This is a genomic window from Daejeonella sp., assembly GCF_046590655.1.
Lineage (GTDB): Bacteria > Bacteroidota > Bacteroidia > Sphingobacteriales > Sphingobacteriaceae > Daejeonella.
The window spans coordinates 1-14,005 of the sequence record NZ_JBKJUM010000124.1 but is presented as its reverse complement, the minus strand read 5'-3'; the positions used below and the strand labels follow the sequence as shown (position 1 = coordinate 14,005).

The 14,005-nt window shown below is 40.8% G+C and carries 12 protein-coding genes; 3 read left to right on the top strand and 9 right to left on the bottom strand.

Annotated features, from left to right (window positions below):
* A partial coding sequence (locus ACLL8Z_RS11835) for an alanine--tRNA ligase-related protein (RefSeq protein WP_411274998.1) occupies nucleotides 1-542 on the bottom strand: 542 nt, incomplete at its 3' end.
* Between the two features lie 88 nt (nucleotides 543-630).
* Between ACLL8Z_RS11835 and ACLL8Z_RS11830 the strand changes: the two genes are divergently transcribed.
* Both ACLL8Z_RS11830 and ACLL8Z_RS11825 read left to right on the top strand, forming a co-directional pair.
* Nucleotides 631-966 carry a MerR family transcriptional regulator gene (locus ACLL8Z_RS11830; protein ID WP_411274997.1) on the top strand — a complete coding sequence of 112 codons (336 nt, stop codon included), beginning with the start codon at nucleotides 631-633 and terminating at the stop codon, nucleotides 964-966.
* Nucleotides 967-968: 2 nt separating this feature from the next.
* Nucleotides 969-1,874: a diacylglycerol/lipid kinase family protein gene (locus ACLL8Z_RS11825; RefSeq protein WP_411274996.1), complete on the top strand. Its 906-nt coding sequence runs from the start codon at nucleotides 969-971 to the stop codon at nucleotides 1,872-1,874.
* On the opposite strand, the gene ACLL8Z_RS11820 is transcribed toward ACLL8Z_RS11825, so the two are convergent.
* Genes ACLL8Z_RS11820 through ACLL8Z_RS11800 form a run of 5 tightly spaced genes read right to left on the bottom strand, consistent with a single transcriptional unit; the run spans nucleotide 1,871 to nucleotide 8,695 of the window.
* Entirely contained in the window at nucleotides 1,871-2,926 is a 1,056-nt protein-coding gene (locus tag ACLL8Z_RS11820; RefSeq protein WP_411274995.1) for a metallophosphoesterase, read from the bottom strand. The two genes, ACLL8Z_RS11825 and ACLL8Z_RS11820, sit on opposite strands and share 4 nt — an antisense overlap.
* Before the next feature lie 48 nt (nucleotides 2,927-2,974).
* Complete coding sequence (locus tag ACLL8Z_RS11815; protein WP_411274994.1) at nucleotides 2,975-3,751, bottom strand: enoyl-CoA hydratase/isomerase family protein; 777 nt, start codon at nucleotides 3,749-3,751, stop codon at nucleotides 2,975-2,977.
* A 37-nt stretch (nucleotides 3,752-3,788) separates the two neighbouring features.
* Nucleotides 3,789-5,885: a ComEC/Rec2 family competence protein gene (locus ACLL8Z_RS11810; RefSeq protein ID WP_411274993.1), complete on the bottom strand. Its 2,097-nt coding sequence runs from the start codon at nucleotides 5,883-5,885 to the stop codon at nucleotides 3,789-3,791.
* 1 nt (nucleotide 5,886) lies between these two features.
* Entirely contained in the window at nucleotides 5,887-7,914 is a 2,028-nt protein-coding gene (locus tag ACLL8Z_RS11805) for a ComEA family DNA-binding protein (protein WP_411274992.1), read from the bottom strand.
* Nucleotides 7,904-8,695: a hypothetical protein gene (locus tag ACLL8Z_RS11800; protein WP_411274991.1), complete on the bottom strand. Its 792-nt coding sequence runs from the start codon at nucleotides 8,693-8,695 to the stop codon at nucleotides 7,904-7,906. The genes ACLL8Z_RS11805 and ACLL8Z_RS11800 overlap by 11 nt, the downstream gene beginning before the upstream one ends.
* Nucleotides 8,696-8,858: 163 nt before the next feature.
* Between ACLL8Z_RS11800 and ACLL8Z_RS11795 the strand changes: the two genes are divergently transcribed.
* A complete protein-coding gene (locus ACLL8Z_RS11795) occupies nucleotides 8,859-9,530 on the top strand; it encodes a hypothetical protein (protein ID WP_411274990.1) in 672 nt (223 codons plus the stop codon).
* A gap of 14 nt (nucleotides 9,531-9,544) precedes the next feature.
* On the opposite strand, the gene ACLL8Z_RS11790 is transcribed toward ACLL8Z_RS11795, so the two are convergent.
* The 3 genes from ACLL8Z_RS11790 to ACLL8Z_RS11780 all read right to left on the bottom strand — a co-directional run bounded on the left by ACLL8Z_RS11790 (nucleotide 9,545) and on the right by ACLL8Z_RS11780 (nucleotide 13,789).
* On the bottom strand, nucleotides 9,545-11,008 hold the full coding sequence (locus ACLL8Z_RS11790; protein WP_411274989.1) for a sulfatase-like hydrolase/transferase: 1,464 nt from the start codon (nucleotides 11,006-11,008) through the stop codon (nucleotides 9,545-9,547).
* A gap of 152 nt (nucleotides 11,009-11,160) precedes the next feature.
* A complete protein-coding gene (locus ACLL8Z_RS11785; RefSeq protein ID WP_411274988.1) occupies nucleotides 11,161-12,441 on the bottom strand; it encodes a glycoside hydrolase family 71/99-like protein in 1,281 nt (426 codons plus the stop codon).
* A 157-nt stretch (nucleotides 12,442-12,598) separates the two neighbouring features.
* The gene (locus ACLL8Z_RS11780) at nucleotides 12,599-13,789 is read right to left on the bottom strand and encodes a sulfatase-like hydrolase/transferase (RefSeq protein WP_411274999.1); all 1,191 of its coding nucleotides are present in this window, start codon (nucleotides 13,787-13,789) and stop codon (nucleotides 12,599-12,601) included.
* Between the last annotated feature and the right edge of the window lie 216 nt (nucleotides 13,790-14,005).

The following is a 14,005-nucleotide window of genomic DNA, read 5'->3' as shown; positions in this document are numbered from 1 at the left end:
CAGGGACCCGTCTCACCCATCTCCCAGAAATTATCCTTTTTGTTTCCTAAGATAATCCTGTCTTCAGCTATATATTGTTTCCAAATGTCATAAGCTTCCTGGTCTTTTGCTAAGCCCTCCTTCTCGTCTCCTTTAAAGACAGAAACATAGAGCCTTTCTTTGGGGATCTGATAAATTTCTGTAAGGAGCTCCCAGCTCCAGGCTATAGCTTCCTTTTTGAAATACCCGCCTGCCGGACGGGCAGGATCACCAAAGCTCCAGTTACCCAGCATTTCAAACATAGTATGGTGATAGGTATCAATTCCAACCTCCTCCAGGTCATTATGCTTACCTGAAACACGAAGACAGCGTTGTGTATCGGCCACCCGGGAATATTTAACCGCAGCTTCACCTAAAAATAGTTCCTTAAACTGGTTCATTCCCGCATTGGTAAACATTAAGGTTGGGTCGTTTTTCACAACGATTGGAGCTGATTGAACAATCTGGTGCTCTTTGCCCTTAAAAAATTCTAAAAATCCCTGTCGTATTTCTTTGGTGGTCATGTGTGCAAATATAAGGAGATGGAGTGAGAAGTTTGAGGGGTTCGCGTTTCCCAAATAAATCTTACTTTTATACCATACTAAACACCCTATGCCCTACAAAGAACGCGACATAAACAAACTCTACTATACGATGGGCGAAGTGACTGAAATGTTCGACGTTAATGCTTCCCAGATCCGGTTTTACGAACGGGAATTTGATATACTTCAGCCAAAAAAGAATAAGAAAGGAAACCGGCTTTTCACCCCTGATGATGTTGAAAATCTTAAAATAATTTTCAACCTTGTTAAAGAGAAAGGTTATACTCTTCAGGGGGCTAAAGATTTTATCCGGAATAATAAAGGAGAAATCAAAGAAAACCAAAAGGTAATTGATTCGTTAGAGAAATTAAAGCAGTTTCTAATTGAAGTAAAAGAGCAGCTTTAAAAATGAAGCAAACTCAAGCAGCACCCAAAGCACGCATTAAAGTATTATTTGTTATAAACCCGAAATCGGGCTCCTCAAATGATAATACCTTAAAAGACCTTATATCAGAGCAGGCTGAATCCCAGAATTTCGATTTTCAAATCTATAATATGAGCGGAAATGACGAATCAGGGATCAATACAGAAATTAAACGTTTCGGGCCATCTATTGTTGCCGCTGCCGGCGGCGACGGCACAGTAAAGCTTGTAGCCGGCCTCCTTGCAAATACGAATATCGCATTGGCAATAATTCCATACGGCTCTGCCAACGGTATGGCTAAGGAGTTACAAATTACCGACGTTAATTTTGCGCTGGACTTACTTTCAAAAGGGAAAAAGAAGCAAATCGATCTAATTGATATAAACAACGAAATTTGTATTCACCTTGCCGATGTGGGCTTAAACGCCCGTGTGGTAAAACGGTTCGAAAAAGATCCTAAACGAGGGAAGCTCATTTACGCTAAACACCTGTTCGGTGAAATGTTCTTTTTGAAAAGTTATAGGTTCCTTATTACTTACGACGAAAAGGTAATTTACCGCAAAGGAGTTTCCATTACGTTCGCAAATGCAATGAAGTATGGCACCGGAGCCATCATAAATCCTCATGGGATCCTCGACGACGGAAAGTTTGAACTTATTATCGTAAAGCCGTTTCCACGTGTCCAACTTTTATCAATTGCATGGAAGATGTTCATCGGCAAGCTGCACACCTCGGACTATGTGGAAATTATCTCATGCCAGAAAGCCAGCGTTACAAGTAACAGAAGAACTACTTTACAGGTGGATGGTGAAATAATTGGAAAAGTCAGAGAGATAAACTTATCTGTGATGCCGAAGGCCCTAACCGTCCTGGTACCTTTCGACAACTAGGAAAGATTGTGTTCATATACCATTTTACCCTTTTTTGAAACCGGATCTACCACCCAGGCAGACAGTACGGCAGAACCGTCATTTCCGAATTTTATTTTGAAAAAGCCCTTAGCCTTCATACCAAATTTCAGATTTTTGCCCTCCTGCAAAACATATTTAAGCTTTGATCCTGCCCCGCTCACAATAAAGTGGTTATCATTCTTTGTAATATGCTGGAGATTATGTTCATGTCCTGCGGCGTAAATCAGACCTTTTTTAGTTTTAAACATATCAATCAGGCGCTTTCGGAGATGTCGGTAACGCGGGTGCGCTATATCTTCCCTGGCACCAAAATATTTACGGTACATAGGCAGCAAAGAACCGATGAACGGGAGAGGTACGTAGGCTTTCTTATGATAAAGAGTGAAAGGAAAAAGATGATGGCTGAGCTTATACTGCCCGCCGTGAATGGCATAGCTATACACAGGCGCATGGCCTGCAATGATGATCCGCTTGTCTTTATTTTTTTCGATGATTTTTTCAAGGTGCTCAAAAAACTCCTCTTCAGATGATACCCGACACCCGTACTCCTGACCGATAGGCCTGAAGCCTGGTTGCAGCCACCACTGAGTATTTATCAGGATTAGGGTTACATTGGGGTTGATGTTGATCTCTGTTGGACCCGGACAGCCTTGGGAGGGATACATTACGGTCTGGCCAAATAACTTCTCGAGGTATTTTTCCTGGCGCAGGATGTATTCGTATCCATTTTTGCGGCCCTTGTTCCAGTCGTGGTTCCCCGAGATGAAAAGCACTTTACCGTGATAATCTTTCAGGGCCTCATAATGTGCAATTAGCGCATCTTCGGCATCTTTGTAAAGAATATTGTTTTTTGGAGGCAGCCCCCGGGGGTAAATATTGTCGCCGAGAAAAACCACTGCGGAGTGCTGGTTCTTATCGAAGTGACATTTTAATGTTTCTAAAACCGGATCGGCTTTGTGCCGTTGGAGATTTCCCGTATCCCCGATCAGGAATACTTCGTAAGGCTTTTCTTCGGTGATTTTGGCTGGCATCTTACAGGTATACTTTTATCAAACCTATTAAAGCAGATCCTGTTTTCTCTACCATTCCAATTTATTCTTTTCAAGGAATGAAGTGATACCTTTTTTGCAATCCGATGACGAGCGTGTTTGTACATTTAACCTGATAGCCTCATCCAGACTTGCTTCGAGGCTAAGATTTTGAACATTATGAATAAGCTGTTTGGTTAAGGCCACGGATTGTCCTGACACTCCTGCAACTAATCGTTCCGCATATCCCCTCACCTGCGCGGCGATCTCACTTTTATCTGCTATAAAATTAATCAGTCCGTAAGAAGATGCTGTTGCCGCATCGATTAGTTCGCCGCTAAGTAATAATTCTCTCACTCTTCCCTCTCCCAACCTCCTGACCAAAAAGCATGCGACAAGCGCCGGCACAAAACCAATTTTAACTTCTGTGTAGCCAAATTTAGCTTCCGGCACGGCAAAAACAATATCGCAAACGGCAGCCAAACCGCATCCGCCTGCTATAGCGTGACCCTCAACCTGGGCAATAACCAGTTTCGGCAAGGTGTAAATGCTATATAAAAGCTCTTTTATCGCAATCGTATCGTCAAGATCGTCCTCAGGAGAATTATTCTGAAGCTTTTGCAGATATTCAAGATCGGCGCCCGCGCTGAAAACTTTGCCCCTTGCTCTAAGCACCACCACCTTAACGTCATCATCACGCCCGGCCTTCAAAAAATAATCTGTAAGGGCCCCTACCAACTCCGGATTTAATGCATTTCGTTTCTCGGGACGGTTTATGGTAATGTAGGCAATTCGGTTGTCTGTATTATATTCGGCGAGTTGTGTCAAGTAGGTTGCTTTTCTATTATCAAAAATACCGGAAATTCTAAAGGTTAACGATAAATGCGGAGTTTTTCTTCAGAACATAATACGGAATATTCATTTTCTTCGCTTCTTTGACCCACCCTTCTATCCTATTGTTTGTATTAGTTGAACCAATAATTATCGTGGAAACTTGAATAGTGGAGACTATTTTATGAATGGTTATATTTGGGTTGTCACATATTAAAACCGCCGACACAATTAATTTTTTGGTGAATTCGACATCGTTGAAATTCTTATCCCATTTAAGAATTTTGAAAGCTGCGAATTGATAAAAATTCTTGTGCCCATAATAAGAATCCCCAAAGAACGTAGTGTCGTCTTTAAAAAACACTTCCCGCCCCGATCCCCTACTCTTAACTGTTGGCAAAAGCGAAAACCTCACAAGTTTATCTGAACGTTCCGCGTCGCTAACAATTATACTCTGCCCTTTTGAGAGATACGCGAAAGCGTTATTCTTCCTCGCATTATAAAATATGATTTGATGTTGATCGTAGTTCCTTTTCCAATTGCAACTAAAGCTTATTGCAAGCAGGAAAATAGAAATCCAAATTGGTATTGTCAGAAACGTATAGCCGTACGATAACCTGTAACTAATGCATAAAATTAACAGGCAGATCAGAGCACATTCAAGGGCATTCACCCAAATACCATTCACACTTGAAAAAGGCATATTTTCAATAAAGTAAAGAATGTTATTCGTGAAATTAATAAGCCAGTTGAGGAATATTCCGCCGGGATGCAATACTTCAGGAATTGGGATGAACATGAAAATAATTCCAGTATACATGATGAGTGCCACCGGAAGCACTATAAAGAGGTTGCTAAACAAGAAGTATACGGGGAACTGGTGGAAATAGTAAATACTAAAAGGAAAAGTAGCGAGTTGTGCCGCAAAAGAAAGTGCGCTATAGCTCCAGACATGGTCTATTAGCTTATTTTTAATATAAATAGCTTGATATATCTTAGGATGAAAATAAACCAGGCCCGTGACAGCCAGGTATGAAAGTTGAAAACCGGCGTCTACAAGATAGAATGGATTGTAAAGCAACAAAAAAAAGGCAGAAATTGCGATGAGGTTGTATGTATTCTGGTGTTTATTCAAAGCCTTCCCAAGAACAATGAAGCTTAACATAACAGCTGCCCGACAAGCCGGTGCTGAAAATCCTGTCAATAGTGCATAAAACCAGATCACTGAAATTATCAGGAGAGCACGGATCAGTCGTGTATATTTAGTTCTGTCCATAAATCTTAGAACAGCGGTTAGTACTATAAACACGATACCAACGTGCATGCCGGATACGGATAACACATGCATCGTTCCTGTTTTAGAATACGCTTCAACGAGTTCCTGACTCAGCTCCGCGCGATAACCCAGGATAAGTGTCGACGCAAATGCCGCAGCACTTTTATCTGGCAAATACTGATGAAATTTTTCAACAAGTTGCTTACGAAGATCCAATGCAAATAATATTAATGCATTTCCATGCCCCCGATCGAGAAGTACTAATTGATCCCTGGCTATGTAAGTCTGGTAGTAAATTTGACGGTCGCTTAAATAAGATTTATAATTAAACTCCCCGGGGTTATACGGGGGATCAATACTGTCGTATGTACCGGGTATCAAAATAAAATCCCCATATTTTAAATTGAGCGACTGTGTACTATCTGTCTGAATTGAAATAATGATTTTACCACTTGCCGCACTTTTTTCTCCCTTAAAAAAAGTCTTTAATATCCTCGCCTCGAATCTTGAAACATGACCAGAAACCTTGGGTTCATTCTTGATTTCGGCTAATAATAGATCTGCCTTTTTAAAGCTGTAATGTGTGGTGTCATAAACTTTAGAACTATCAACAGTCAGCCAATACCCAGCAGCAAGAATATAAAAGTGTGCAATTATTCCCGCCAGCCATTTGAACCGGTATATTGAAAATCTTCTATATGTAAAAATCAGGAACCCGAAAATCAATAGATTAATTAAGCCCAGTGGGACGAGATTTTCGAGGAAAGTTTCATTTGGAAAGCGATACCCGGCTAATATTCCGGCAATTAACGGAATTATCATTCGCACAAAAGGTATTTCTCCTTTAAAAAACATGTCAAAATTGAAATCTCAATTGCAATTTAATATCTGATCGCCTGCTCCCGGAGATCATGTCATACCCTGATCCAACGGTTTCCTGATCGGAATAATTTAATAGTGCATATCTCATCCATACATCTACACCACGATGGGGTGTAAATCGCGCGTTGAGATAACATTTCAAGCCTCTTCCCTGATATGCCGGAATAGAGTAACCGTACAGAACATCATTTTCAAATGCATAAATCCGCGAGTTAAATCCATCGGTATCAAATATTGCAAACCGCATATTCCCGGAGAATTTAGAACTTAAAGGATTATAGATTACATCCTGATAGCCCATAAACCCGAATTCTCTAGTCTGCCCCTTCTTATATATTGAAACTTCCGCACGGTTCCTGAACGAGAAAGTTTTGTTAACTTTATAATTAAGCTCAACCCGATAGCTTTGCTTCTCCACAATTTCCAGTCCCCCTGTATTTCCATTGCTTAAATTCTCCTCTTTTCGCTGTAGTTTAAACCGTCCTGTTATTCTGAACTGTTTATTCAAACTGTAGCTTAATAGAGTAAATAGTTCCTGACCCTGCGAAGGTGCATCAACACGAAACTTGAGCCATGGAAACCGGAAAAAGTCAAAGTAGCTGGCCATTTCAAACTTTGGGTTGAATTTGACATGGAAACCAGTATAAAGTCCCTTCTCATTAGTGGCTTCTGATGATTCGGCCAGGCCCTGGTTGAAAAAAGAATGGAAATTTCGTGCATAATTTCTATATAGTATTACTCCGGAAACCCGGCTTGAAAGGCTCGACATTAACCCGCTTAAAAAGGCCGATCCCGAAGACACGCTATGAGCTCCTTCACCAAAAAAGTAAGTGTTTCTAAAAGTGTAGGTGTAGTGAAATCCTACATTGATCAAGGATTGGCTATTGAAATCAAAGCGTTCATATAATGAATTCCCCTTAGCAAAGGGTTTATTCAGCTGTGTTTTATATGCAGTAATTCCCGCTGTAAAATCACTCTGGCTATAGCTTGAATTTATGCCATAAACAAATTGATTCACTAAATTTTTATTTAACCGTTCAGAATTCGTTCTGTGAAGACCGCTGAGAGGAAGAGATTTAATTTCACTGCCGTCGGATGACAAACTTGCGTCGAGTTTTTTGTAAGAAACAAAAGGAGTGAATGACATTCTTTTATAATCAAAAGTAGCGGAGGTGCCTCTTAGAAATGATGACTCATTGAAAGAGCTATAGGGGCGAAGACCCCATGCTGGCTTAGCTGCTGTTGTCAGTCCAGCTCCTTTACCAAATCCTAAACCAGACCACATAGTTAGTCCCTGACCAAATTGCAAAGCGTAGTCTCCGACTACCAATTTTTTAACAAATCTGTTTCCATTTAAAGAAATATTAGCTGAATAAAAATCAAAGCCCTGGCCCTTACTTTTAAAAAATGTTTCACCAGCATCTTTCTCCATATTCAAAGAAAACAATATTTTATTGCTGGAATTAAATCGGTAGCGTGTAAAAATGCGAAACGCAGAGCCTGCGTAAACAGGCTTACCCGAACCGGATAAAAGAAATCCTTTTTGCGGTTCGAGTACTCTACCAAATCTAAACATGAGATCATGATTCCCGTTGTCAAATAATTTGGTAAATGAAATGCCGGACAATAACTGAGGAGGAGTTAATTTCAGAAAGTTAATTAGCCAGCGCACTGTTTCATTATCAAAGCCTTCAATGCTCTGAAGTTCCAGGAGCTCCTGGAAAGACCCACTCTCTTGCCGATGTAGAATCAAATTATTAATTTGAATGGGGGAAATAAACACAAGTTCTTCAAGCTGTTCTTTTCTTACTTTGTTAATATCCATCGGATATTTCCGATAATAATTTAAGCGTTCTGTTATTTCCGAATAATCCTGATCCTCCGAAATATTTTCTGCTATGTATTCTATAATCTGTTCGATTAAGGCTTCATTGTCAACTTGCGCGCTACAAAAGCCTGGCAGAAGAACCATGCATGAGAATGCGATTAACCTAAAATTCATATCCTAATCCAATCTGGGGTGAATAGCCTAAACTCGGATGTGAAGCAACTGAAATATCTACCTGCATTTTATTATAGCTTATTCCAAACCCAGCATATTGCTTAAAAGGATTAACTGAAACTCCGCCTCGTAATGAAAACCATGGTATAATGTTATATTCAATCCCGGTCATAAAATCTGGCGGGTACTTCAAAAGCTTCATAATATCAGCGGTCATTAATAACCTGTCGCTGACTTTGAAAGAACCACCAAAAGATAGTTTTGCGGGCAAAATGGAAGTTTTCAGGTTATTGTATTGGCTTTGGTTGGGATTTGCGATATGGCTAGCAATGGTAAAGTCATCGGTAACTTTAAGTTGAAAACCAACTTCGACAGTAAATGCCTTCGCAGAGCCGTATTCTGTTATGTTTAGTAGATAATACTTTAATCCGATAGCCATGCTAAACGTATTTCCAAAACGTTTTGCATAGCAAAGTCCCACCTTTTGTTCATTAAATTCACTAAACCCGTATCGTTCTAAACTAACACCTAAGACATTATTGCGAAAGGGAAATGCAAAAACAGCATTCTGTGTGCTAACCTCCGCATCCAGAAAGCGCCGTTCAAAAGCAACAGCCATTTTTGGCTTTCTCAATTCTGCAATTCCAGCGGGGTTTTGCTGTAATGACCAGATATCTGAAACTGCTGTGCCGCCTGAACCCATGGCTGCCAGTCTTGGGCCTGGGTTCTGCCCATTTGCCACGGCATGCGCCGAAAAAAGAAGAAGGAAAACATACTTCATACCCTAAATTATCAAAGAACTATAGGGAAGAAAAATGAAATTATTTAACGGCAGCCAGTAACAATTCCAGATAATAAATGTCTCTTTTGTAAGTTGAATAAAATATGAATTTCATAAGCTACTCTTTTGAAAGGCCTGTGAAGAGGCATAAACCTACAAAGACATGAAAAAATTGATTTTTACAGCAGCAATGCTGCTTATGGCAGTAAGTATTTTTGCTCAAACTGGAAAGAAGTTATCGGAAGGGATTCTTATTTATTCAGTAGAATGGAAGCTTCCGGAACAAATGGCAGCTATGGCGAGCAATTTCCCAACTGAGTTAAAGGTATATTTCAAAGGAGATTCTTCCAGTTTAAAGACTGAGTCGGCAATGTATAACAGCACGAACATAACTAACCTGAGCAAGGAATATGAACGCTTGCTACTTGAAATCCCGATGATGAATAAGAAGTTCTCGGTAATCTTCAGCCCTGCCGATCAGGATAAAATTGCGGCTAATATGCCCGAACTACTTCTTACAGCCGCAACCGAAACAAAAACAATAGCCGGATTTAATGCAACAAAATATGATGTAACCGAGAAAAAAAGCAATCAGAATTCTACTGCCTGGTTTACTAAGGATGTGGAAGTGTCTACCCAAAACCCACTTACGCGTTTTTACAACAAAAGCTATGGATTCCCCGTAGAATTTACTTCATACATGAACGGGCTAAGCGTTAAAGCAACGTTGAAGGAAGTTAAAACGGACGCGATACCAGCCGGATCGTTTAGTGCAGGTAAAGATTACGAGGAGATAACTTTTGATCAGCTGATTCAGATGCAGGGGGGAAGGTAAAAGAAGTGGCTGGATTAACTACCATACGACTTTTGATTGGGTTTTCTTCCCCAATCTGGTAAGTCAATGTTAAGATCATCATGCGCAGCACTCATCTCCCTTTTTAACAAATTTCGCAATTCAGTCAATTTACCCGAGTATTTCGGATTCCATGCGAGATTCTTCATTTCCCAGGGATCATCAATTAGATTGAACAATTGCGTGGTGAGTTTACCTTTAACATTATACAAGATCATTTTAAATCCATCCCTGGTTTTGATACTCCTGCTCCAATGCCCGTAAACATTATACATCGATGCCCGCACAGACGTTTCAGGATTGTATAATATCGGAAGTAAACTCTTTGCTTCAACGGTGGCAGGGGGAATAATATTCAGGTAATCGTATAAAGTAGGCGAAATATCACTGAGATAAGCAAATGCATCAGTTTTAACATTCTTCTTAATACCTGGCCCGGATATAATCATCGGCACCCGTATACTGTGTTCATAGAGGTTTTGCTTTCCAACTAATCCGTGTTGCCCTACGGCTAGTCCATTATCTCCAGCAAAAACGATTACGGTATTCTCACGTAGTCCTGCTTTATCAAGCGCTTGAAGAATTCGGCCTACCTGAGCATCCATCTCACTTACCATTCCATAATAAAGGGCAATTTCTCTTTTCACATCTGCCTCGGTTCGCGGATGAGTAATCAGCTTCTCATCACGAACATTAAGGTCACCGTTATCGAAGGGATGCTGGGTTAGAAAATTTGGCGGGAGGCTAATCTTTTCGGCCTTGTACATGTCCCGATATTTTTTAGGGGGTGTCCGAGGGTCATGTGGCGATGTAAAAGCGACATAACAATAGAAGGGATCAGCTTTCGCTTTTGCACTTGTCAGGAATTCAACAGCAGCGTCTGCGTATAATTCAGAACTGAACGTGTTGCTCAGTATTTTATTGGAGATACCATATTCGCCGCTCGCATCGTATTTAAATACAGCCGGGTGTTCCTGGCCGCCCCCATCTGGGAAATGCATTCCCCCAAAGAAAATATTATTGCCGGTCTTGAAAATGCGATTGTGAGAGATTTTATCACTATGCCATTTGCCTGTGTGAAACGTAGTATACCCTTTTTGTTGTAACACTTCTGGCAGAGTAATTATACTGTCAGGAATAACAGCGCCGTCTTTCGGCAAGCGATTCAAATAACGACCTGATAACATCATTACCCGGCTGGGAATACAAACCGCACCCTGGTGGCCACCCATCACGTGTGCCTGGGTGAAAAATACTCCCTGCTGAGCTAGTTTATCCAAATTTGGTGTATAGATTTCTTTATTGCCGAGAATACCTAAGGTGTTGTAGCTTTGATCATCGCTGTACAGAACCAGTATGTTCTTTGCTTTTGGGATTGACTCCTGAGCATAGACTGAAGGTATAGCAAGAGATGCAAACCAAATTATAAAGTGCAGGATTTTAGAAAGATTTAGTTTCATATTTCAGGGTTTGTACAAATCGCTATTTCGCTAAGGAGAACTCGGCCACCACATGCTCCTGCTGGGCAAACCTATAACCTAATTTTGGTCCGCCAGTTAGCCAACAGCAGACAATTCTTATCTTTTCGAGTACTTGAAAATAAAACGACAAACTATTTTGACGCATTTGAATTCTTTGGAGGAGGTGCTTCGCTGGTAAATGGCACTGTCTTCCGCAGCATTTTACCAGCGTATCCACTTAAGAATAAATAATAATCAGAAGGTATGCCTTCTTCAAATTTTACAAACGGGCTTTCTCCGACGGGAGGGTTCCTGGATACTTTAAAAATTGCCGTTCCTTCGTCTACTTCATCGAACATTGCTATGTAGATCATTTCAGCCCCATTCTTTATCGCATTTGATAACTGCATCCATAGAAATTTGCCACTGTTCCGTGGTATTTTATCAAATTGATCCTTTGGATACATATTATGCCAGCTGAAGCCGGGAAAAACAACGGGCACGTAGTCCACCTTGTTTTCCTTGGCCCAGGCAATATCACCTTTCTGGACTTCAATATAGGTCTTATAGCCAGCTTCGTTTCCAAATCTTCCGATTGTCCAGGGATGTATGATATCTATTTTTTTCAAAATTTCCAACAGACGCGGGTCTTTTCCGGTGTCCCTGTCTAATTCACGCCAGTACGTGGGTACTCCGAGCATAATGGAACAGCCGCCGTATTCGGGATCATTTTGCAGAAATTCTATTATCTTCTCTACTCCTTGAAGTGAATATTTACGTCCATCTCCAAAGCCGACTCCCCAAAGCACTACTAATGGTTTCCCATTGTGATACAAGTACGTTTGATTTGATCCCTGACTGGTGATTTTCATACTGTCAACAAGATTTTTCCAGTCCTCTATCACAACCGGAATATCATTGTCAGACATTCCCGAAAAGTCATACATTACCGAGATAGCCCTCCCATATTCCTTCGATGATTTCATCGCACTGGCCAGCACTTTATTGAAATGTTTTTTTCCGGAACTATTTCGTACTTCCGCGACAAACCGTTGCATGAACACACCGTCCACACCATATTCTTTCATCCACTTAAAATGAGTTTTAACAGTAGATGCATCATGAGGACTTGGCAAAACGGCCGCACTGCCATCAACTAGAAGAAACTGTGTTTTATAAGTTTTCTCGTATTCATCAGTTTCTGGCCACATATCTACTTTTATACTCCCAGGGGCAAGCACTCCCCGGGGGCCTGCATAATGGCGCCAGCCTCTGTTTGCTCCGTCGTCAGGAGCATTGAACCAGCCCTGATAGCCCGCCATAATTAATCCTTTGTAGCTTGTATATTTCGATATTTTACTGTGCTTACTTTGAGCTAAAGCCTGATTAACAAAAATGACAGCGATCAATAGGGTTATTGTTCTATTTACCATACTCTGCTTTATTGGTAATTAACGATTATTATTTCCAGTTATCAACTATTTGCTCCTTATACCCATATAAATCCTGAGGCGGACGACTGTCAGCTAAGTGGTAAGCTCATGCGGTTTTCAATTTGATTCTCTAATTTAAAGGGAATTGGTGGTTAGATTAATTTTCAGATTTTTGCCAAGGTACGCTTCCGCCTTTTTGGATATGTTTTATAAGCAGTTGCTGTAACTTTCTATACTGACCCATATCGGAACTTATAAGATTCTGCTTTTCCGTTGGGTCATCCAAAAGATTATAAAGTTCATAAGGCGAATTAGGGCTGTTCTGAAGAAGTTTCCTATGATCAGAAATTACCGCTTGTATGGTCTGCCCTCCAAACCGAGGATTTCCTTCTCGTCGTGTAAAAAACAATGGCCGTTCCGGAAGTTTTTCTACATTACTCCTTAGTATAGGTAGCAGGCTCACTCCATCAATTTTGTGATTTATTTTAGCACCGGTAATTTCACTGATGGTAGGATAAATATCCATAGTAAGTGCTCTTTGAGTGCTAATAGAATTAGGTTTGATTTGGTTTGCCCATACAAAAAAGGCAGGAATTCTGAGGCCTCCCTCATACACACTTTCTTTTCCATCTCTTAATAATCCATTATTTGCACCACTTTCCAGATGGCCACCATTGTCGCTTAGAAAAATAATAAGCGTATTGTCATATAATCCGGTTTCTTTTAAGGATTGGATCACCTTTCCTATGCCATCATCCATATGTTCGATTAAAGCAACTAACTTTGCTCTTCTTTCAGGAATTCCCGGCTCTCGTGCTTTTACTTTTGCCAGCCATTCAGTAGGAGGCTGTACAGGGAAATGGGGAGCATTATAAGCGAGATACAAAAAAAATGGATTCTTACTGTGCTTTTGTTTCTGAATATACTCAACTGCCCAGTCAGAGAATATGTCGGTAGCGTGACCTTGGGGGTGAATTTCCCTTTCATTTTCACGCATAAAATTCTTCCCGTTGCGAACGTGTGTCCAATAATCTTCCATCATATCATCGAGAAAACCATGAAAAAAATCAAATCCCTTTTCATTAGGTTTATTGGGAGACTCTAATCCTAAGTTCCATTTCCCGATGAGCGCTGTATTGTATTGTGCCTGCTTTAAGAGTTTGGGGAGCAGAATGGCATCCGGTTTCAGGTATCCCCAATTGTCCTCTGGCTTAGATCTTACCAAACCTGGGACGCCTACCATTTCCGGGTAACGCGCGCTCATCAGGGATGCCCTGGTGGGCGAACAAACCGGAGAATTAGCACAAAAATTATCAAAACGCATCCCTGATTTACATAGCATATCTATATTCGGAGTGCGGAGATCAGGCTAAACAAACGTTGGTGAAGCGAACTACCGCGTGACTCTATTCGCTTATCTCCGAAATAGCCCTGATAGGTTACTCTTTGCATCAACAAATATCATCTTTTTACTTGTGGGTACACGGTAGCCCGCCAGCGGGGGACACTGGGCGGATACCCTGATTGGATAAATAATTGCCCTGAAGCATTGGAAATCGCATTC